The following is a 22,335-nucleotide window of genomic DNA, read 5'->3' as shown; positions in this document are numbered from 1 at the left end:
AACATGTATGCGGCTCATTTTTCTTACAAAAATTTGATTGGAAGGAGGAAAATGAAATATGCTTACACTTTTTCAAACGATTGAGCCGTTGGAAATGCTGTTCATCATTGGTGTGGCCGGCACTGTCCTGACATTCCCGCTCAATGATATTTTGTCTGTGGGATTCTATGATATCACTGATTTTTTCTTGGGAATTTTGACGACGAGCTTGCTCATCAATGCGCTGCAAAAATCGGATGGCTGGTCAGTTGGCTTGTTCGCATCGGCTTTTCTGGTTATTTCAGCCCTCATCATCGCCTTCAAAATTTTCTTTGTACTGCCCTTATTGAAACGAGCAGAAAACAGCACCATCACGAGTTCAAAAGATTTGGAAGGCAAAGAAGCGACGGTGACTGTGCCGATCGGACAGAAAACAATCGGTGAAATCATCGTATCGACCGGATTCGGTAAAATGAACAAAATGGCGCTCATCTATGCCTGTTCTGAGACGGCTGATGTGCTGAACATCGCCAGCGGGGAAACGGTGTTGATCATTGAAATCCGTGATAACATCGCCTATGTCACGCCGTACAAAAATGCTGTCCACGATTTGGTGGATGAGCCTGCTACATGGAATCAAAAAAAAAATAAAGGTGGGAAATAAATGACGAATTTTTTGGATCAATTTATGGGTATCGGTATCTTAGTGATTTTACTGGTGGTCGCCTTGATAATTTTCATCGGGCGATACAAGACGGCTTCGCCGGATAAGGCGCTGATCGTCAGTGGGAGTTTTCTTGGCAGAAAAAATACTTATATCGACAAAGCGACAGGCAACACGATGAAAGTTGTCCGCGGTGGCGGTACTTTTGTCATCCCGGTATTTCAGACAGCCAAGGCATTATCGCTCTTGTCGAGTAAATTGGAAGTTAGCACGCCGGCTGTCTATACGGAGGAAGGAGTCCCCGTTTCTGCGGATGGGACGGTCATCATCAAGGTCGGTTCCACAGTGGAAGAAATTGCCACCGCGGCCGAACAATACTTAAGCAAGCCGACAGAGGATCTGGAGAATGAAGCCCGTGAGGTTTTGGAGGGCCATCTGCGTTCGATTCTGGGTTCCATGACGGTCGAGGAAATCTATAAGAACCGTGATAAGTTCTCACAAGAAGTGCAAGCAGTCGCCAGTGTGGACCTTGCCAAGATGGGCTTGGTCATCGTCTCTTTCACTGTGAAGGAAGTGACGGATGAAAATGGTTATCTGGATGCCCTTGGGCAACCGCGTATCGCCCAAGTCAAACGGGATGCGTATATCGCTCAGGCAGAAGCCGATAAGGAAACGCGCATCAAGCGTGCCCAAGCGGAACAAGAATCGCAGCAAGCCGAAATTTTGAGAGAGACCCAAATTGCGGAATCGAATAAACAAAAAGAATTGAAGTTGGCTTCCTTCCGCCAAGAACAGGACGTAGCTAAAGCGAAAGCGGATAACGCCTATGCTCTGGAAAAGGCGCAGCTGGATATCTTATTGAAAGAAAAAGAAATGAACGTCGAAATCACGGAACGTGTGAAACAAATTGAACTGGAAGAGAAAGAAATCGTCCGGAGAGAAAGACAATATGATGCAGAAGTGCGTAAGAAAGCTGATGCAGAGCGGTATGCCATCGAAACCAAAGCGGCTGCCGACAAACAAAAAGCGATCTGGGAATCCGAAGCGCGGGCCAAAGAGAAAGAGCTGAACGGTTTGGCGGAATCCGCCAGCATCCTGGCGATCGGGGAAGCAGAAGCGAAAGCGAAGGAAGCTTTAGCGAACGCATTGAAACAATATGGGGAAGCAGCCATCTTGACGATGCTGATCGAAAAATATCCGGATATCGTGCGTGCTGCTGCTGAGCCTATTTCCAACATCGACAGAATTACGGTGATAGACGGCGGCAACGGCAGCCAAGGTGCTGCGAAAGTAGCCAATTATGCCAGTCAAGTCCTGGCTGCAACCCAGGAAGGGCTCAAAGAAACGACCGGGTTGGATGTGACGGCGTTGATCGAATCGTTCGTCGGAAACAAAAATATCGGCAGCAAATTGGGTACACTCAATGAGACAATGGCAGCCGAAATTTCGGCAGATAAGGCAATCAGTCCATCTGGAGCCGACAAAGAAGCGGAAACGGAAACAGCCGTTTCTTAAAAGCGGGGATACAAGTAAGGCTTTGCAAACAGAATACGCATGAAATCAGAATCCTTCGGAAGCATAAGAGCCCCGAAGGATTTTTTGTGGAACAGGAAAATATAAGAATAGCTGTGGTAAAATAAAAATATAATAAATAAATCACAAATGGAAAAGGGGCGCACATATGGCTTATCGTGTTTTTCGGTCGCATAGCCGGTATATTCAAGGAGTAGGCGCAATAGACGTACTAGGGAAGGAAGCGGGTGACTACGGAAAGAAGGCATTCCTGCTCACGGATGATTTCGTTTGGGGCTTGCTTCAGGAAAAAGTGGAACGGGCTCTGGAGGGTTTTCCCTATCATTATGAAGCATTCACTGGCGAAGCCTCGCTGGAAGAAATGGTTCTTTTGGCTGACAAAGTCGCCGATGCAACGGCGGACGTCATCATCGGCCTCGGAGGCGGCAAAATCATCGATGTTGCAAAAGGCATCGCAGCTGCATGCGACTTGCCGATCGTGATTGTCCCGACCACTGCTTCCACGGATGCCCCAACCAGCGCCATCTCAGTGCTCTATACGCAGGGCGGGTTGTTCGACCATTATCGTTTCTATGCGAAGAACCCTGATCTGGTGCTTGTTGATACGCAAATCGTCATCCAAGCGCCGATCCGATTCTTCGCAAGCGGGATGGCGGACGCCTTGGCAACATGTGCAGAAGCGTTGGCAACGAAGGCCTCCGGGGAGAACACATTGGCCGGAGGATTGCCAACAATCGCCGGCACCGCCATTGCGAAAGCCTGCGAAGAAACCTTATTCCGTGACGGCCTCAGCGCCTTCGCTGATGTCCAAAAAGGCTTGGTGACGCCGGCTGTCGAAGCGATTGTTGAGGCGAATACGCTGCTGTCGGGACTGGGCTTTGAAAACGGCGGCTTGGCGGCCGCACATGCCATCCATAATGGCTTCACCGCCATCAAAGGCGAGGTCCATCGTTTGACGCACGGGGAAATAGTCGGCTTTTGCCTGTTGGTCCAACTCGTGCTCGAAGAGCGCCCTCACGCAGAATTCAAAAAATACAGCCATTTCCTCGCGGAGATCGGCATGCCGACGACTCTGGCCGGGATGCATCTGACCGGAGCCACACGCGAAGAGCTCGTTAAAGTCGGAAAACTTGCGGTGGCACAAAGCAACACCATGAAAAATCTAAACAAAAACATAACGGCTGAGCAAGTCGCCGACGCCATTTTGGCAGTGGACGGACTTGTCGGAAAGGAATGATCGCGATGATCATTGGAGTGCCGAAGGAAATCAAAAACAACGAAAACCGGGTGGGTATGGTGCCAGCGGGTGTGCAGTTGCTGATCCAGAATGGCCATCAAGTCTGGGTCCAAGCGGGCTGCGGCATCGGCTCGGGATTCGAGGACGGACAGTACGAAAAAGCAGGGGCGACAGTGTTGGAAGATTCAGCCAAAGTCTGGGCTGCTGAACTGGTCATCAAAGTGAAAGAGCCTTTGGAATCGGAGTACGCATACTTCCGCGAGGACCTGATTCTGTTTACGTACCTACATTTGGCGGCCGCACCGGAGTTGACGAAGGCCATGCTGCAAGCGGGCATGACTGCAATCGGCTACGAAACAATGGTCGGTAAAAAAGGTGATTTGCCCTTGCTCACGCCGATGAGCGTTATCGCGGGCCGCCTTTCTGTCCAGATTGGCGCGCAGTTTCTGGAGAAACCGTACGGCGGAAAAGGCGTGCTGCTGAGCGGCGTTCCGGGTGTGGCGAACGGGAAAGTCGTCATCATCGGCGGCGGTGTGGCCGGACGCAATGCGTTGCAGATCGCATTGGGACTCGGCGCCCATTGCACAATCCTGGACGTCAGACCGGAGATCTTGACTGAAATCGAGAATTTGTACGGGAACGCGGTCATCACCTTGCTGTCGAACGAGTGGAACATTGCCCATGCCATCAAGGATGCCGACGTAGTCATCGGGGCTGTCCTGATTCCCGGCCGGAAAGCGCCAACCTTAGTGACCAAGGAAATGGTGAAAAGCATGCAGCCGGGTTCCGTGATCGTCGATATCGCGGTGGATCAGGGTGGCATCTTTGAAACCGAAGACCGCACGACCACCCACGATGATCCGGTTTATGAACGGCATGGCGTCCTGCATTATGCGGTGCCGAACATGCCGGGAGCCGTTCCGCGCACTGCTACAATCGCGTTGACGAATGTCACGCTGCCCTACGCAGTGGAGATCGCGAATCAAGGCGCACTACAAGCGGCGGCAACCAATCCGACAATCCTCACCGGATTCAACGTGCACAGCGGCAATTTGACGAATAAAGATGTCGCCGAATCGATCGGCGCAGTCTATACTCCAATCGAAACTTTATTGTAAAAGGTACTGGATTTCCTGGGATATCAAGCAGGAAATCCGTTTTTTTGCGTAGAATTAGTTAACGTACACTTGTATTTTTCCGGTTGGTTTACTATACTATTTGTACGGACATATACAAAGGGAGAGCATGCCATGAAAACAAAATACCAGGTGATTGCCGATGAGATACGCTCAAAAATACTTTCGAACGAATTTGTGGTAGGCAAAGTCATTCCGCCTGAACTGCAGCTGCAGAAGGATTATGGGGTCAGCCGCCATACTGTCCGGGAAGCAATCGCTTTGCTGGTGAATGAAGGCTTTTTGCGCAAGGAGAAAGGTTCCGGGACTTATGTCGACGATACGTATCAGAGGCGTGGTGACGGGGTGTCATCCAGCAAAACGATCGGCGTCATCACGACTTATCTGTCGGACTATATTTTCCCGTCGATCATCCGCGGTATCGAGCAGAAGTTGCGGGAGAATGGCTACTCCTTGCTGCTGGCGAGCACGAACAACGATGTCGATCAGGAGCGGGAGTGTCTGGAACAGATGCTCAGCCAAGGCGTTTCGGGGCTGATCGTGGAACCGACAAAAAGTAACCAATACAATCCGAATTTGGCTTATTACCTTTCCTTCAAGGAACGAGGCATACCGGTTGTCATGATCAATGCCTACTATGAAGAACTGTCGGTCCCTTTCATTTGCGTCAATGACACGAAAGCGGGCTATCTTGCCACGAAACATCTATTCGAGCAGGGCCATCAGCATTTGGCGCTGATCACGAAGATCGATGACCTGCAAGGGAAATACCGGATGAAAGGCTTCATCAAAGCCCACGAAGAGATGCGGACAAATTTCGATCCGAAAAATGTGTATACGTACACGACAGAGACGAAGGCGCTAGTGTTCCAGACGATTCGGGAGAAACTAGCGAGCGATCAGGAAGTCACTGGCATCGTCTGCTACAACGATGAAGTGGCGCAGGGCTTGATCCAAGCACTTGCTGACATGGGCAAACGCGTACCTGAGGATTATTCGGTGGTCGGCAACGATGACTCGTTCTTAAGCACGGCAGGCAGCGTCAAGCTGACAACCCTTTCCCATCCGAAAGAAGAATTGGGCGAGGCCGCTGCCGAGTGGATCATGCTGGCCGTACAGCAAGAAATGACAGGCAACAAAATATTCGAGCCGGAATTGATCATCCGCGATTCGGTCAAACGGATCCAATAACTGGAGAACGGAGCTATCTCTGAATCGGGATAGCTTCTTTTTTGTTGCTGCATCAGGTTTTTGGCGGATCTTGAGGCTGCGTTGCGGAAGGGAGCGATGCACAAACGACAGGAAGTCGATTGTGCATTGTTTTTTTGTGTTCGGACAAATATTCAATTTATCTCTTTACATGTACGGACATATAGAATATAATATTCCTAAGAAGAACGGACAGCATCCTGAAAGGGTGCACCGCAAAAAGGAGGAAATATTTTGACTGAGAAGTTACAAGCGATAGTCACTGATATCGAATCGCGGCAGACTAGCATCGGAATCGAATTCGGATCCACCCGCATCAAGGCGGTGCTGATCGACTCCCGCTTCGCTCCGATCGCATCCGGCAGCTACGAATGGGAAAATCAGTTAGTCGACGGCATCTGGACGTATTCATTGGAACAAATTTGGAAAGGCCTTCAAACAAGCTACGCAGAACTGACGCGCGAGGTTAAAAAAAAATACGGCGTGACCTTGACCACAGTCGGATCGATCGGTTTCAGCGCGATGATGCACGGCTACATGGCGTTCAATCAGGAAAATGAGTTATTGGTGCCGTTCCGGACTTGGCGCAACGCCACTACGGCTGATGCCGAAAAGGAATTGACCGCACTGTTCAAATACAATATCCCGCAACGCTGGAGCATCGCCCACCTGTATCAAGCGGTTTTGAATAAGGAAGAACATACAAATGAAGTCGCTTTCTTTACGACTTTGGCAGGCTACATCCATTGGCAACTGACAGGCAAGAAGGTTTTGGGAGTCGGTGATGCCTCCGGGATGTTCCCGATTGATGTCGAGAAGAAAAATTATGACGAACGGATGATTGGTCAGTTCGATGCTTTAGTCGCAGAAAAAGGCGCGACTTGGAAATTGGCGGATCTGCTGCCGGAAGTATTGTTGGCAGGTGACGCGGCTGGGAAGCTGACGGAAGCGGGAGCCAAACTCCTCGATCCGACAGGCACACTCGAAGCGGGCATCCCGTTGTGTGCGCCGGAAGGGGACGCCGGAACCGGCATGGTCGCCACGAACAGCGTGGCGGAGCGCACCGGGAACGTATCTGCAGGGACTTCGGCATTTGCGATGATCGTCTTGGAGCAGGACTTAAATGAAGTGCATCCTGAAATCGATCTCGTGACGACACCGGCAGGCAGCCTGGTTGCGATGGTCCATACCAATAACTGCTCATCCGATATCAACGCCTGGGTCAAACTTTTCCGGGAATTCAGCGAGGCAGCCGGTTTCGCGATTGATACGGACAAATTATTCGCCACTCTATTCAATAAGGCTCTTGAAGGAGATGCCGATTGCGGCGGATTGCTCTCCTACGGTTATTACTCGGGCGAGAACATCACCCATTTGGCGGAAGGACGGCCGTTGTTTGTCCGCACACCGGAAAGCAACTTCAACTTGGCCAACTTCATGCGCGTGCACCTCTTCACTGCTTTTGGCGCCATGAAGATTGGCATGAATATCCTGAAACAGGAAAATGTCGCAATCGATAAAATCGTCGGTCACGGCGGTATCTTCAAGACCCCAGAAGTCGGCCAGAAAGTATTGGCTGCCGTCATGGACGCACCGGTCACCGTCATGGAGACCGCAGGGGAAGGCGGCGCATGGGGCATCGCATTGTTGGCTGCTTACATGGACCGCAAAGAAACGACAGAGACTTTGGATACATTTTTGGACAAGGAAGTATTCGGTGCCGATGAAGGCGTTACGATTGCACCCGATGCGCGCGATGTTGAAGGTTTCGGAATCTTCATCGAACGTTACCAAAAAGGACTGGCGATCGAGCAAACTGCAGTCGATCATTTGAATTTGAGATAGAAGGGAAGGAAACATCTTGCTGGAACAATTAAAAGAAGAAGTTTTTCAAGCCAATCTGGAACTGCCGGAACGAGGACTGATCAAATACACGTGGGGAAACGTGAGTGCAGTCGACCGCGAAAAAGGCTTATTCGTCATCAAGCCCAGCGGGGTCGGCTATGACGACATGCAGGCGAGCGATATGGTCGTTTGCGACTTTGACGGCAACGTCATCGAAGGGGAGCTGAACCCGTCATCCGACATGCCGACGCATGCCGTTCTGTACAAAGAATTCCCGGAAATCGGAGCTGTTGTGCATACGCATTCGACTTGGGCCACGATTTGGGCGCAAGCCGGATTGGATGTGCCGGCCATGGGTACGACACACGCCGATACCTTTTACGGTACGGTTCCTTGCGCCCGGTTCTTGACGCAGGCGGAAATCGATCGTGGTTACGAGGAAGAAACAGGAAACGCCATTGTGGAAACTTTCCGCGAACGCGGCATCAAACCGATGGAAGTTCCCGGTGTATTGCTGCATGGGCACGGACCCTTCACTTGGGCCAAGGACGCCAAGGGTGCAGTACTGAATGCGGTCGTGTTGGATGAGGTCTGCAAAACCAATCTGTTCGCCCGTCAATTGAATGCCTTCGCGGAGGAATTGCCGCAACGCATTCTGGATAAACATTATTTGCGAAAACACGGAGAAAACGCCTATTACGGGCAAAAAAAATAGGGGAGCTGAAGATATGTTAGAAGTAGGAAAAAAAGAATTTTGGTTCGTTGTCGGTTCACAACATTTATACGGTGAAGAAGCTTTGCAAACAGTAAAAAACAATGCAGCGGTCATCGTGGAAAGCCTCAACAATAGCGGCAAACTGCCTTATCCGCTTGTGTTGCAGGAATTGGCAGTAACGCCCGATACAATCACGAAGATCATGAAAGAAGTGAATTACCGTGATGAAGTGGCAGGTGTCATCACTTGGATGCATACCTTCTCGCCAGCCAAAATGTGGATCCGCGGCACGAAATTGCTGCAAAAACCGTTGTTGCATCTGGCAACGCAATTCAACGAAAGCATTCCATGGGCAACAATCGATATGGATTTCATGAACTTGAACCAAGCAGCACATGGCGACCGCGAGTACGGCTTCATCAATGCGCGCTTGAAAAAGAACAACAAAGTCGTTGTCGGCTATTGGGAACGTGAAAATGTCCAAACCCAAATCGCGGAATGGATGGACGTTGCGGTAGCTTACAACGAAAGCTTCTCCATCAAAGTGGCGCGTTTCGGCGATAACATGCGTAACGTTGCCGTGACGGAAGGCGACAAAGTGGAAGCGCAGATCCAATTCGGTTGGACAGTCGATTACTACGGTATCCGGGATCTAGTGGACTATGTCGATGCGGTCGAAGATGCAGAAGTCGATGCTTTGTTCAATGAATACAAAGATTTGTATGATTTCGACTATGGCGATTATGAACAAGGCAAATGGGAAGCGCATGTCAAAGTGCAGGCACGTCAAGAAATCGGTATCCGTCGTTTCTTGGAAGCGGGCGGCTACACTGCCTTTACGTCAAACTTTGAAGATCTGCATGGCCTGCAACAACTACCTGGTCTTGCAGTACAACGCTTGATGGCAGAAGGCTACGGATTCGCAGGCGAAGGCGACTGGAAAACAGCAGCAATCGACCGTTTGATGAAGATCATGTCCCACAACATCGACACCGGCTTCATGGAAGACTACACATATGAAATGGCTGAAGGCAGAGAAGCGATTCTGCAGTCGCATATGTTGGAAGTCGATCCAGGACTGGCTGTCAACAAACCGAAAATTTTGATCGCACCATTATCGATGGGGAACCGTGAAGAGCCTGCTCGCCTTGTCTTCGATGGTAAAGCAGGGGAAGGCGTTGTCGTTTCAATGGCTGACTTCGGAACGCACTACAAATTGTTGGTGAATGAAGTTGTTGCTTTTGAACCGACTGAAGCAGCTCCAAACCTTCCAGTCGCACGCGTCCTATGGGAAGTGAAACCTAATTTCCATGACGGTATCCGCGCTTGGATCGAAGCTGGCGGCGGTCACCACACTGTCGTTTCATTGAGTTTAAGCACAGATCAGATTCTGGCTTGGGCAAAACTGGTCGGTCTTGAAGTAGCCTTAATCAAATAGTCTATCGGTCGGTTTGACAGAAGATCGTCAAACCGATTTTTTGGAGGACGTTTGTGAAAGGTATAGCAAGCGTTTTCAATAATATAACTGAAAAGGAGCAAAAAAAAATGACTGCATTTGATTCAAAAGAATATCTGGACAAGGTGGATGCCTTCTGGCGCGCCGCTAATTTCATCTCCGTAGGACAATTGTACCTGAAGGACAATCCCTTGCTGCAACGCCCAATCGAGGAAACCGATGTGAAGCTTCATCCAATCGGCCACTGGGGAACGATTTCCGGACAGAATTTCATCTATGCCCACTTGAACCGCGTCATCAACAAATATGACCTGAATATGTTCTATGTTGAAGGGCCGGGACATGGCGGTCAGGTCATGGTTTCGAACTCCTATCTGGACGGCTCCTACACGGAAATCTATCCTGAAATCACCGAAGATCTGGAAGGGTTGACGAAACTCTACAAACAATTCTCCTTCCCTGGTGGGGTCGCTTCCCATGCGGCACCGGAAACACCCGGATCGATCCATGAAGGCGGCGAACTCGGCTATTCGCTTTCCCATGCAACAGGCGCTATCTTCGACAATCCGGAAGTGATCGCAGCGACTGTTGTTGGTGACGGGGAAGCTGAAACCGGTCCGTTGGCGGCTGGTTGGTTCTCGAATGTGTTCATCAATCCGGTCACGGATGGGGCCGTTTTGCCGATCTTATACCTGAACGGCGGCAAGATCTCCAATCCGACGATCCTGGACCGCAAATCGAACGCAGAATTGACGCAGTACTTTGGGGGCATGGGCTGGGAGCCGTTGTTCGTGGAAGGAACCGAACCGGAAGCGGTGCATCCGATCATGGCGCAAGTGTTGGATACAGCTGTTGAAAAGATAAAAGCGATCCAAACCGAAGCCCGCAAAGGCTCCGCTGCCGAAGCGAAGATGCCGGCTTGGCCGGTCATCATTTTCCGCACACCGAAAGGCTGGACGGGTCCGAAAACGTGGGACGGCGAACCGATAGAAGGCGGTTTCCGTGCCCACCAAGTGCCGATTCCAGTGGATGCACACCACATGGAACACATTGATGCGCTAGTGGATTGGATGCAGTCCTACCGTCCCGCAGAGCTATTCAGTGCCGATGGCCAACTGGTGGCTGAATTGAAAGAGATGGCACCGAAAGGTGACCGACGGATGGCTATGAATCCAATCACAAATGGCGGCATCGATCCGAAACCGCTCGTCATTCCGGATTGGAAGCAGTATGCCGTCGACACGACCGTTCCAGGCGCAGTCATTGCCCAGGATATGATCGAATTCGGCAACTTTGCACGCGATCTGATCGTGGACAATCCGGATAATTTCCGCATCTTCGGACCGGATGAAACCAAATCGAATCGCCTGAACAAAGTCTTTGAGGTAACGAATCGCGTCTGGATGGAAGCAATCGATCCTGCTTATGACGAATGGTTATCCCCATCCGGCCGTGTCATCGATTCACAATTGTCCGAGCACCAAGCAGAAGGATTCCTGGAGGGGTATGTCTTGACTGGGCGTCATGGTTTCTTCGCCAGTTACGAAGCCTTCCTGCGCGTGGTGGACTCGATGATCACCCAACATTTCAAATGGTTGCGCAAAGCCAAAGAACAGACGTGGCGCAAACACTATCCGTCCCTGAATCTGATCGCAACATCGACAGTTTTCCAACAGGACCATAACGGCTACACCCATCAAGATCCAGGTTTGTTGACGCACTTGGCTGAGAAGAAACCGGAATTTATCCGGGAATACTTGCCGGCGGATGCGAACTCCTTGATGGCCGTGATGGCGGAAACGATGGCTTCCGAGGAACAGATCAATCTGATCGTGTCTTCGAAACACCCGCGTCCGCAATTCTACTCTGCTGAAGAAGCGGAAATATTGGTCAAGGATGGCTTGAAAGTGATCGATTGGGCTTCGACTTGCGGAGACGAAGAACCAGATGTCGTGATCGCAGCAGCGGGAACGGAACCGAACCTGGAGGCACTTGCCGCCGTTACGATTCTGCATAAGCAGTTCCCGGCATTGAAGATCCGTTTCATCAACATTGTGGATCTGTTGAAACTGCGTCATCCGGATGTGGATCCGCGCGGCTTGAGCGACGAAGCCTTCGATGCCTATTTCACGGCGGACAAACCGATCGTCTTTGCCTTCCACGGCTTCGAAGGCTTGATCCGTGACATCTTCTTTGATCGTCATAACCATAACCTGCACATCCACGGTTACCGTGAGAACGGGGATATCACGACACCGTTCGACATGCGTGTGTTGTCCGAAATGGATCGTTTCCACTTGGCGCAGGATGCGGCTAATGCTGTCTATGGCGAAGAAGCGGCAGTCTTTTCGCAAAGGATGACGGAAACGGTGGACTTCCACCACCGCTTCATCCGCGAGAACGGCGAGGACATTGCGGAAGTCATGGAATGGAAATGGGAAGCACTGGAAGGTGCGGCAGCAGCCAAAGAACTGATTGCAAACAAAGCGGACTAACGTAAGAGATCCCGTTTAATAATCAAAAGATGCGTTCCCGGCCTTGGAGCAGTTGCTCCAACGGTCGGCAGCGCATCTTTTTCGGATATTTCCTGATTTTGAGGAACAAAGAAGCTGCCCCAAACGGGACAGCTTCAGTTCGTCACACGGCCTGCAGGAGGTCGTATTGGGATTGGTAGAGATGGTGATACAAGCCTTTTTGGGCCATTAGCTCTTCGTGGGTGCCTGCTTCGGCGATGTTGCCGCCTGCCACGTAGAAGATCTGGGAGCTGTTTTTGATCGTGGACAGCCGGTGGGCGATGATGAAGGAAGTCCGATCTTTCAGAAGTTTCTGGAGACCTTCCTGCAGCAGTTCCTCTGTCCGGGTGTCGATGCTGGCGGTCGCTTCATCGAGGATCAGGATCTTCGGATCGGCAAGCAAGGCCCGCGCAAAGGAAAGCAATTGCCGTTGGCCAGCCGAAAGGGTGCTGCCGCGCTCCTCCACAACGGTATGGTAGCCGTCCTTCAGATGTTTGATGAAGTCATGTGCGCGTACTACTTTTGCGGCGGCGATCACTTCCTCCTCGGTAGCATCCAGCTTTCCGTAGCGGATATTTTCCAGAATCGTACCGGAAAAGATGAAAGTATCCTGCAGCATGACGCCCATCTGGCTGCGTAAGGAGTGGAGCGTGACTTCGCGGACATCATGGCCATCGATTTTAACGCTGCCTTCGTTGATGTCATAGAAGCGGGTCAACAGGTTGATGATGGTCGTCTTACCTGCTCCCGTCGGTCCTACCAAAGCGATGCTCTGGCCCGGTTCAATATGGAAGTTGACCTTATGCAAAATATCTTTGCCATCCTCATAGCGGAAGGTGACATCTTCGAAGTCCACTGCTCCGGAGACCGAGGGCAGTTCATACGCGGTCGGCGCATCCTGGATGGAAGGTACCTCGTCCAGTGTTTCGAAGATGCGTTCCAGGTAGGCCGTCGCTGTGATCAAGGAATTATAGAAGTTTCCGATGTTGATGACGGGATTCCAGAAATTATTGATGTAGCCGATGAAGGCGATCAATGTTCCTGTCGTTACGGATACGCCGAGCTGGCGGATGCCTACAAAATAAATCAAACAGGTCGTTATGACTGAAATATTCAGAACACCCGGCCACATCAAGAATTGAATTTTGACGGCTTTCATCCACGACGTCCGGTATTCCTCGCTCACTTCATTGAAGATGTCATAATTGACCTGTTCGCGGGCAAAGGATTGGGTTATTTTGATTCCCGAAATGCTTTCGTGAATATAGGCGTTAAGATTGGACTGTTTGTTGCTCAATATCTGAAAAGCTATCCGCTGACGCTTTTTGATGAACAGCACCAATCCGAACAGAACCGGCAGCAAGGCCATACTGTATAAGGTCAAGCGCACATCGATGAGGAACATGAAGACTAACGTGATCACTACGTTGAAAAGGTCCGATATCAAATTGATGAGACCGTTGCTCAACAGGTCGCTCAGCGTATTGATGTAATTGACTACGCGGATCAGGATCTTGCCGTGGGGCCGGTTGTCAAAGTAGGCGAAGGGCAACCGCTGCAGATGCGAAAAAATGTCGTAACGCATGTCCTTCAGAATGTCCTGGCCGACTTCGGTGATGGCGTAGATCCGGTAGCGCATGCACCCGCCGATCAGGACAAGGGAAAGGATGAAGATGCCGCCCAGTCCCAGCAACTGTTGCACGTTTCCTGCTGGTATCAGGTCATCGATTGCGATTTTTGTGAAATAAGGACCTGCCATTCCGGCGATGTTCGCCAGAATGATGACAGCCAATATCTTTGAAATTGATTTTTTGTAAGGGCGGATATAGCCGGCTAAGCGCCGGTAATGGCCCCAATTGAATTCTTGCTCTAAGCTTTCATCGACATCATACGTATTGCGTGCCATTGGTTTCCCCTCCCGTCAATCCGAGTTGCTTGCAGTAAACGTCATAATATTTGCCGCGCTCGGCCAAAAGTTCCGCATGGGTTCCTTGTTCAACGACTTGGCCTTTTTCCATCATCAGGATCAAATCTGCATCCCGCACCGACGAAATCCGGTGGGCGATGATGAAGGTTGTTTTGTTTTCCGTCAAGCCGAATAATTCCTGTTGGATTTTCGATTCAGTTTCCATGTCCACAGCGGAAGTGGTGTCATCCAAAATCAAGATGGCTGGATCCTTCGCCAACGCTCGGGCTAAGGAAATGCGTTGCTTTTGCCCTCCCGATAAGCCTACTCCTCGTTCGCCGATGATAGTGGCGTATCCTTGGGGCATGCTGGTGATGAAGCCGTCCGCATCGGCAATCCGGGCCATCTGCTGGATATACGAGCGGTCCACCAGGGGATTTCCGAAAGCAATGTTGTCTTCAATCGTATCCGAAAACAGAAAGACGTCTTGCATGACCATGGCGATGTTTTCCCGCAATTGGCGGACCGGGTACTCCTTGGCGTTTTTGCCGTCGATAAGGACGGTTCCCGAAGTCGGATCGTAGAATCTTCCGACTAAATTGACGAGTGTCGTCTTGCCTGAGCCGGTTTCGCCCAAAATTCCCAACGTCTGTCCGGGACCGACTGTAAAGGAGACATGCGACAGGATATCCGTTTTCGGATCATCGGAGAAGGCAAAAGAGACATCGTCGAACATGACGTTTCCCTTGATGTGCTGTTGCTCCTCGGCAGCCGTAATCGGAATCCGGGCCTCTGTGTCCAGCATGTCGCGGATTTTGACGCAAGCAGCGGAGAAACGCTGCACATCATTGATGAGCCAACCGCTCATGCGCATTGGCATATTCAGCATCCAGAGGAAACCATTGAAGGCGACCAGATCTCCCATGGACATTTCCCCGCGGATGACATACAAGCCGCCGAGCACCAAGGCGATTGCATTTAATGTTCCCGCGAAGCCGTCGAGCCAAGGAAGATACGTGCGGGATACGGCTGCGGAATCCAGGTTGCGGCGCTTGAAATCCTCATTGTGCTTCGTGAATTTTTCGATTTCATGCTCTTCCCTTGCGAATGCTTTGACTATGCGGTTGCCGCCGATGTTTTCTTCCACCATCGAATTCAGCCGGGAGAAGCTTTCCCTGATTTGAAAAAACAGCGGGAACGCTTCCCGGGACATCTTTTGCGTCAGGATGAAGATGATCGGCGTGACCGCCACCAACGACAGCATCAGCGGAAAGTGGATCGTGCCCATGACTGCAATGGCCATCACGAACCAGAGGATGCTTTCCAAGATATTGTAGGTGACCCAGGAGACAAAGTGGCGGATGGCATCGGTATCCCCGGTCATCCGAGCCATGATGTCCCCGACACGGGTATGGTTGAAGAAGTCGAAATCCAGCTCCTGCAGTTTCCGGTACATGTCTTGGCGCAGTACGAAGAGCGTATTTTGGCCAATCCGCTCAAACAGCATCTGGTAGCTGTAGCGGATTGTCGTCCGGAAGAGCGTGATGCCGATCATGATCGCCAAAATAGGCACCAACAAGTCATCCTGTCCACCATCGATGACTTTGTCGACCAATTCCCCAGCTAAGAGCGGGTTGACGATGATCAGGAGGGCATTCAGGAAAATAAATAATAAAGCCAGTAAGCCTTTGGATTTGTATGCTTGGGCATAGCGCCAAATCCATTGATAATGATTCATATAACAGTCCTCCTCAAAAAAAGTGTATGTTAACAGGTTACTGCTTTTTGGAGGAATGAGAATGGATTTTCTTCGTCAGATTCCTGTACAATATAAGGGTAATTAACAGAAAGGACTTTTGCGATGGCCTATATACACGTTCAAACATTCAATCCTGAAATTCTGTACGCTTTCGATCCCTTGAACGCGGCCGGAAGCTATTCCAAAACGCACAGCCACAACTTCCTGGAAATCAGCATCATCCTGGAAGGGGAAGCCGATTACCTGGTGGACGGAGAACGGCAGGACTTGGGAACCGGCACCGTCATGCTCTTCAATCCGGGCGTCAAACATGCGGAAAGTCAAAAAGAGGGCACATTTTCTCATCAGCTGCATATCGGCCTTACGAACCTTTCGCTTAACGGTCTTCCGCGCAATCATTTCCCGAACAAGCGCGCTTTGCTGGATTTGGGCTGTTATGCGGATGCCTTCATGGCTAAAGCATGGCAAGTGACGAAAGAGTTCAACGAACAGCGGAGTGAATATCAGTTGATGGGGAAAGGGCTGATATTGGAGATGCTGGGGTTGTTGCTGCGGAGTTTGGAGGACGACGGGTCCGACAATACACTTCCCACGGCGCTTTCTCAAACGGCTATGCGCCAACAGCATCTGGTGAACCATGCCGTTTATTATTTGGAAAACCACCATTCCGAAGAAATCACGCTGGAACAACTGGCGCAGCAACTCTTCGTCAGTCCGGCTCATCTTTCAAAGATCTTCAAGGAAGCGACCGGATTGAGCCCAATCCATTACCTGATCCACGTGCGCCTGAAGCATGCGAGGGAACTGCTGAAGCAGGAAGAGTGGACCATCAAAGAAGTCGCACAGGCTGTCGGCTATCAGGATGCGTACCACTTCAGCAAACTGTTCAAAAAATACTACGGGACCGCGCCTTCGCAAGTCGCCAAGGAACAGCGACCGGTGTAGGAAGTTTCGTTGTAAAGAAAAGGAGCCGCCCCGAATTAATGGGTGGCTCCTTTTCTCGCGCTCTTTTAAATGCGTTGTGATTCGCAGGGGATTCATCACGCTCTACTGTTTGCGCGGCGGAATTCTTTTGGTGTCTGTCCTTCTCGTTTTTTGAAGAGGTAGCTGAAATAATTGGGATCGTTGTAGCCGATGTCCATCGCGATGGTGGACAGCTTGTCATCCGTCCCGATCAACAACTCTTTCGCGTGCTGCAGGCGGCATTCGGTCAAGAAGTCGATGAAAGTCTGCCCCAAAGATTGCGAGAAGATGGTGCTGAAATGCGACGGACTCAAGTTTACGGCATCGGCCACGACATTCAGGGAGATATCCGGATCGGTGAAGTTCTCCTTGATGAATCCCAAGGCTTTTTGGATGACGCTCTGATACTTCACCATTGAAGGGTTAATGTGGGCCGCCATCAGAAACGCCAACAGCTTTTCAATGATTTGGGTGTATTCCGCTGCATCGGCCGCCACCGCCGCCAGTTGATCCAGGTCGTTCATCTTTTCAAGCAAAGGTTGCTCCGAACCGGGTTTCTTTTTTTGGACAAGATGGCCCAGCTCGGTCAGCACGAAAAAGCGGAAGAGGCGGTTGCGTTCTTCGGTATCACCGGGCGTTCCCTGAAGCTCCAGTACCAGTTCCTCCAGTTCATCGGCTTCGGTCTGGGCAATTTTTTGGGCCAAATCGAGTTTGAAAGGATTCGTCGGGGAAACTTCGCCGTCCTTGATGTCATCCTCGTAGCTGATGATCCGTTCAGTCCGCAGCACGCCGTAAGTCTGGAGCATGTTCTGCGTGTAGCGATAGGCTTGCGGAATTTCGCTCAGCCGTTCGACTATCGGTCCGATTGAAACAATCAAATCATCAGCTTCTTCGTCCTTCAGTTCATGGACTAATGTCTGGGCCAGCTGGTAACTTTTTTCCAACAACCTGTCCGTATCGCTGTCCATCAACAGAAACTTGATGAAGCGCGAAGAGATGCTGGAGAAAATGATGCTCTCATCCGCTCCGAAAAGGAAATGCAGATAATTGCTGAAGCGGAAATAATCGTCGAAATTTTTGTCGTAATGATTGGTGGCCAACACGACGCAGGTCTTTTTTCCGACTACCGAACGCTTCAAGGCGGCGGATTCCTGCAGCACTTCCGGAACCGATAAGTCACCGCGGAAGATGCCGTTCAGGAAATGATTTTTTTTCAGCTCGAAGATGAAATTATCCGCATGCGTATCCCGTTCCGTGACGGGTTCTTTTTGTTTGTCCAATACCGCGATGACAGCCTCCAGCGTTTGGACCAGTTCGGTGTCTTTGATCGGCTTCAGAAGATAGGCGTCCGCCTGCACTTGGATGGCGGTGCGCGCATATTCGAAATCATCGAAGCCGCTGATGAAGATGATGCGGATCCAGGGGAAGATCTTCCGTACTTCCTTTGCCAGACTGAGGCCATCCATGAAGGGCATCCGGATATCGGTCAGCAGGATATCCGGCTTGACATCCATGATCGAGGCCAATGCCATTTCCCCGTCTGAGGCTTCCCCCGAAAAAATCAGCGGGTGTGTTTCGGCGAGGGACAGCAGTTGGTTCCGCAGGCTGTCCCGGATCAGGTGTTCATCCTCGACTATAAAGACTTTATACATGCTTGATCGCTCCTTTTAGGTAATCTTCGGTACTGTCACTGTGACGGTCGTGCCTTTTCTGTAGGTGCTATCGATAGCGAGGGAAGCGGTGTTGCCGTAATACAACAGCAGTCGCTTCCGGACGTTGTAAAGGCCATACCCGCCTTCACCGGAGTCATCAACGGTGGCTTGAGCAAGGCGTTCCTGGATTTCATGGAGCCGCTCCGTCTCCATGCCGATGCCGTTGTCGGTCACGAAGAATTGGATCGTGTCATTCGTATAGGTCGCCGCAACGGTCACTTTTCCGGCGCGGCGGACATGCTTGGTTCCATGGTAGACCGCATTTTCCACCAACGGCTGCAGGATCATCTTCAGCACTTCCGTCTGGAGGATGGCATCCGGGATGTCGATGGCGAATGTCAACATGGCCCCGTAGCGGATTTGCAGAATCGTCAGGTAATCTTCGACGTGGCGGATTTCTTTCTCGATTGTGATCCAGTCCTGACCTTTGCTTAAGGAAATGCGCAGGAAATCGGAGAGGGCGTAGGTCATCGTCTTCACCTGCTCGCTGTTGCCTTGCTCGGCCAAGGACAGGATGGCATCCAGCGTATTGTAGATGAAGTGGGGCGTGATCTGCGCCTGCAGGACACGCAGCTCGCTCTGGGCCAGATCGAATTGCTTCACGGCGTTTTCTTCGATCAGCACATGCAGATTCCGCGCCATGTCATTCATGCTTTCTGTTACGACGCGCAGCTCCGCGACTTCCGGCTCTTCTGCCCGGTAATCGAGATGGCCTTGCGACAGCTCCTCGGAAAGGACGATCAGGTCGTTCAACGGCTCTTGGATCTGCTGCGTCAAAAAGCGGTTGTTTTTCCGGGCATAGTAGACGATTATCAGGACGATGACGAGCTCAAAGAGGATCAGATAATAAAGCGACACAAGCATATCATCGCTGGTTTTACCCGCAAGTTCGATTTCGACGCGCACAAAGTCCTGCAGGATAGCATAAAGCAGCACTGTGACGGCATCGACTTGGACCATGATGGCTTCATTTTCAGCGAACGGCCGTTCATTGGCGATATTGCTTTCCATCTCGGAAATGTAATTATCCAACGTATCCAAGGTCCGCAAAGCGACATCCAGTGTGGCGGCTTCCTTTGCGGTGGTGGTGTTGGCCTGAATTTCTTCGATGGCCAGGCGCACCTTTCCCAGCTCGTTGCCGGACTCGTAATCGGTGACCTGGATGAGGCCGAAGACCAAGTCCCATAGTTCCTCCAAAACATTTTCCTGAACGGTGGTGGAAACGGTATTCGCCTCTTCGACGTTTGCGAGTGCATTGCGGTAAATCAAAATATTGCGTGTGTAAAAGATGCTGATCACCAGCAAAGGAATCAGGGTGATGCTGAAGAGCAGTCGATTGGTCTGCTGAAAAATATCTTTGATGCTGGCTATTTTTTCCATCATATGGCCTCCCTAATAGTCCCTTGGCGGAATACTGTCGAGATTCCCTTTATCGGAGAAGACCGTTTCGGGCATATAGATTTCATCGGGGATGGTATTGCCGTTCAAATAACGCTTGATGGTGTTGCGGACATACCAGCCGGCATTCGGATTGCATTCGACGACGCAATTGACCCTGCCGGCGCGCAGGTTTTCGATCATCTCGGCTTGGCCGTCAATCGTGACGATGAGGATGTCCTGACCGGGGACGATGCCGTTTTCTTCCATGATTTCCAGCATGCCGAGTGTCATCTCGTCGTTATGGCTGTAGAGGACATCGATGTCTTCCCAACCGTTCTCCTCGATGTATTGCCGGAAGACATCCTTCGCCTTGGAACGGATAAAGTCCCCTTCCAAGGAGGCTGCGATGGATATCCGCGAATCGCGGCTGATCACTTCCATGAACCCTTCACTGCGGAAATTGGTTGGCGAAGTATTCGCAAGCCCTTTCATTTCCAAAATCTTCACGGAGGACTGGGAGCTGTTTTGGAAATGATTGGTGATGTAGAGTCCCGCTCGGTTTCCTTCAGCCTTGAAGCTGGAACCGATGTGCGTCAGAAACAGATTCTCTTCCGCTGTGCGGATATGGCGGTCGACAACGATAACGGGTATGCCCGCATCTTTTGCTTCCAACAGAACAGCATCCCAACCATCTTCCACAATCGGCGTGAAGACAATCATATCCACTTTATAGGCAATGAAGGTCCGTATGTCCTGGATTTGGCGGTCTTGGTTCATGAAGCCGTTCCGGTACAGCACTTCGTAGCCTTCTTTATCCAATTCTTCTCTTATAGATTCTGTGTGGCGCTTGCGCCAATTGCTCTCCGTTCCGGATTGCGAGAATCCGATGACGATGTTCCCTGGATCTTCTTCCGCATCAGGGCTGTTCGCGCAGCCGCCGACAATAAAGAGCAGGAGGAGCAAATGCAATAGATACTTCATGGCGGGAACTTCCTTCCTATTATATAACCAAAATGAAACGCTACCATCGAATAGTTTAGCACAGTTTATGGGGCCTTCGAAAAAAAACAAAGAAAATCGGAAAAAATCCATATGGAAACGGATACAAATCAGTAAAAATACCAAGAAAGTGGAAAAAATAGTGAATGTAAGCGGTATCCGATAACGGTACAATACGTATATCAAATAAAACAGCAGTGGAGGAATCAGGGATGAAATTAAATTGGAAGAAAAGTTTTCTTACAGCAGCAACGTTATTATCCGCAGTAGCGCTAGGTGCTTGCGGCGACGGGGAAGCATCTACAGGGGATGCCGGTTATGTAGGAATCGCGATGCCGACTAAGTCAGCCGAGAGGTGGATTGCGGACGGAAACAACATGGTTACCGAGTTGGAGAAGCTGGGCTATAAAACGGACCTTCAATACGGTGAGGACAAAGTAGAAAACCAAGTAGCCCAAATCGAAAACATGATCACAAAAGGCGTGGATGTTTTGGTAATCGCTTCCATTGACGGATCCGCCTTGACGGATGTGCTTGGAAAAGCAGCGGACGAAGGTATCGAAGTCATCGCTTACGACCGTTTGTTGATGAATTCCGAACACGTGGATTATTATGCAACTTTCGATAATTTCGGAGTGGGTGTGCTTCAGGCTTCCTATATTGAAGATGCATTGAACTTGAGCGAAGGCGAAGGCCCGTACAATGTCGAATTGTTCGGCGGCTCTCCGGATGACAACAACGCCTTGATCAATTACAACGGCGTGATGTCCGTGTTCCAACAATACGTCGACAGCGGCCAATTGGTCATCCCTTCCGAACAAACGAAATTCAACCAGATCGCAACCCTGCGTTGGGATGGATCGACTGCACAAGCGCGGATGGATAACTTATTGAGCGCCAACTACACCGACAAAACATTGGATGCGGTCTTGTCTCCTTACGATCCGATCAGCTTGGGAATCATTTCTTCCTTGAAAGGTGTAGGTTATGGTTCAGACGACAAACCACTGCCGGTCATCACAGGTCAAGATGCAACACAAGCAGGTGTGAAATCGATCATTGCCGGCGAACAGACACAAACGATCTTCAAAGATACGCGTATCTTGGCTCAAAACACAATCGAAATGATTGAAGCAATCTTCAACGAGGAAGAAGTGCCTGTAAACGATACAGAAACGTATGACAACGGCGTGAAAATCGTACCGACTTATCTGGCTAATCCGGTCTCAGTCGATAAAGAAAATTACCAAGCGGAATTGATCGATACAGACTACTATTCTGAAAAAGATTTAGGCTTATAAAAAGGTGAATAATCGAGACTTCCTTTGC

General features: G+C 50.5%; 16 protein-coding genes. 11 read left to right on the top strand and 5 right to left on the bottom strand.

The features are described 5' to 3' along the window. The first annotated feature begins 58 nt into the window (after positions 1–58). From AC0J5I_RS03295 to AC0J5I_RS03255, 9 genes are all read left to right on the top strand, one after another. Positions 59–643, top strand: coding sequence for a hypothetical protein (locus AC0J5I_RS03295; RefSeq protein ID WP_475303619.1), 585 nt, complete (start codon positions 59–61; stop codon positions 641–643). A 12-nt stretch (positions 644–655) separates the two neighbouring features. Beyond that, on the top strand, positions 656–2,158 hold the full coding sequence (locus AC0J5I_RS03290) for a flotillin family protein (protein WP_327229082.1): 1,503 nt from the start codon (positions 656–658) through the stop codon (positions 2,156–2,158). A 166-nt stretch (positions 2,159–2,324) separates the two neighbouring features. Further along, positions 2,325–3,413 carry a glycerol dehydrogenase gene (locus AC0J5I_RS03285; protein WP_475303618.1) on the top strand — a complete coding sequence of 363 codons (1,089 nt, stop codon included), beginning with the start codon at positions 2,325–2,327 and terminating at the stop codon, positions 3,411–3,413. A 5-nt stretch (positions 3,414–3,418) separates the two neighbouring features. Then, on the top strand, positions 3,419–4,531 hold the full coding sequence (gene ald, locus AC0J5I_RS03280; protein ID WP_107996349.1) for an alanine dehydrogenase: 1,113 nt from the start codon (positions 3,419–3,421) through the stop codon (positions 4,529–4,531). 132 nt (positions 4,532–4,663) lie between these two features. Beyond that, complete coding sequence (locus AC0J5I_RS03275) at positions 4,664–5,740, top strand: GntR family transcriptional regulator (RefSeq protein ID WP_107996351.1); 1,077 nt, start codon at positions 4,664–4,666, stop codon at positions 5,738–5,740. 252 nt (positions 5,741–5,992) lie between these two features. Continuing rightward, a complete protein-coding gene (locus AC0J5I_RS03270) occupies positions 5,993–7,603 on the top strand; it encodes a xylulokinase (protein WP_475303617.1) in 1,611 nt (536 codons plus the stop codon). A gap of 16 nt (positions 7,604–7,619) precedes the next feature. Beyond that, positions 7,620–8,318, top strand: coding sequence for an L-ribulose-5-phosphate 4-epimerase (locus AC0J5I_RS03265; RefSeq protein WP_107996355.1), 699 nt, complete (start codon positions 7,620–7,622; stop codon positions 8,316–8,318). A gap of 13 nt (positions 8,319–8,331) precedes the next feature. Further along, complete coding sequence (gene araA, locus AC0J5I_RS03260) at positions 8,332–9,756, top strand: L-arabinose isomerase (protein WP_475303616.1); 1,425 nt, start codon at positions 8,332–8,334, stop codon at positions 9,754–9,756. Between the two features lie 83 nt (positions 9,757–9,839). Continuing rightward, a complete protein-coding gene (locus tag AC0J5I_RS03255; RefSeq protein WP_268811292.1) occupies positions 9,840–12,269 on the top strand; it encodes a phosphoketolase family protein in 2,430 nt (809 codons plus the stop codon). Positions 12,270–12,411: 142 nt separating this feature from the next. On the opposite strand, the gene AC0J5I_RS03250 is transcribed toward AC0J5I_RS03255, so the two are convergent. Beyond that, complete coding sequence (locus tag AC0J5I_RS03250; protein ID WP_107996359.1) at positions 12,412–14,193, bottom strand: ABC transporter ATP-binding protein; 1,782 nt, start codon at positions 14,191–14,193, stop codon at positions 12,412–12,414. Continuing rightward, positions 14,174–15,931 (bottom strand): ABC transporter ATP-binding protein, encoded by a 1,758-nt coding sequence (locus tag AC0J5I_RS03245; protein ID WP_475303610.1) that lies wholly within the window; start codon positions 15,929–15,931, stop codon positions 14,174–14,176. Before AC0J5I_RS03245 ends, AC0J5I_RS03250 begins: the two co-directional genes overlap by 20 nt. A 123-nt stretch (positions 15,932–16,054) precedes the next feature. Here AC0J5I_RS03245 and AC0J5I_RS03240 point away from each other — a divergent pair, with 123 nt between their 5' ends. Continuing rightward, complete coding sequence (locus tag AC0J5I_RS03240; protein ID WP_475303606.1) at positions 16,055–16,897, top strand: AraC family transcriptional regulator; 843 nt, start codon at positions 16,055–16,057, stop codon at positions 16,895–16,897. 95 nt (positions 16,898–16,992) lie between these two features. Here the strand turns inward: AC0J5I_RS03240 and AC0J5I_RS03235 are convergent, their stop codons facing one another. From AC0J5I_RS03235 to AC0J5I_RS03225, 3 genes are read right to left on the bottom strand one after another with little or no spacing between them, the layout of a single operon-like run. Next, a complete protein-coding gene (locus AC0J5I_RS03235; protein WP_475303603.1) occupies positions 16,993–18,567 on the bottom strand; it encodes a response regulator transcription factor in 1,575 nt (524 codons plus the stop codon). A 15-nt stretch (positions 18,568–18,582) separates the two neighbouring features. Continuing rightward, the gene (locus AC0J5I_RS03230) at positions 18,583–20,007 is read right to left on the bottom strand and encodes a sensor histidine kinase (RefSeq protein ID WP_107996367.1); all 1,425 of its coding nucleotides are present in this window, start codon (positions 20,005–20,007) and stop codon (positions 18,583–18,585) included. Positions 20,008–20,019: 12 nt separating this feature from the next. After that, positions 20,020–20,988 carry an ABC transporter substrate-binding protein gene (locus AC0J5I_RS03225; RefSeq protein WP_107996369.1) on the bottom strand — a complete coding sequence of 323 codons (969 nt, stop codon included), beginning with the start codon at positions 20,986–20,988 and terminating at the stop codon, positions 20,020–20,022. Positions 20,989–21,218: 230 nt separating this feature from the next. On the opposite strand from AC0J5I_RS03225, the gene chvE reads away from it, so the two are divergent. Beyond that, complete coding sequence (gene chvE / locus AC0J5I_RS03220; RefSeq protein ID WP_475303600.1) at positions 21,219–22,307, top strand: multiple monosaccharide ABC transporter substrate-binding protein; 1,089 nt, start codon at positions 21,219–21,221, stop codon at positions 22,305–22,307. Positions 22,308–22,335: the final 28 nt, after the last annotated feature.

It is taken from the genome of Trichococcus sp. TS_SC_9 (assembly GCF_056156325.1).
Note: the sequence above shows the minus strand (reverse complement) of the source record. Positions and strands in the feature narration are given on the sequence as shown.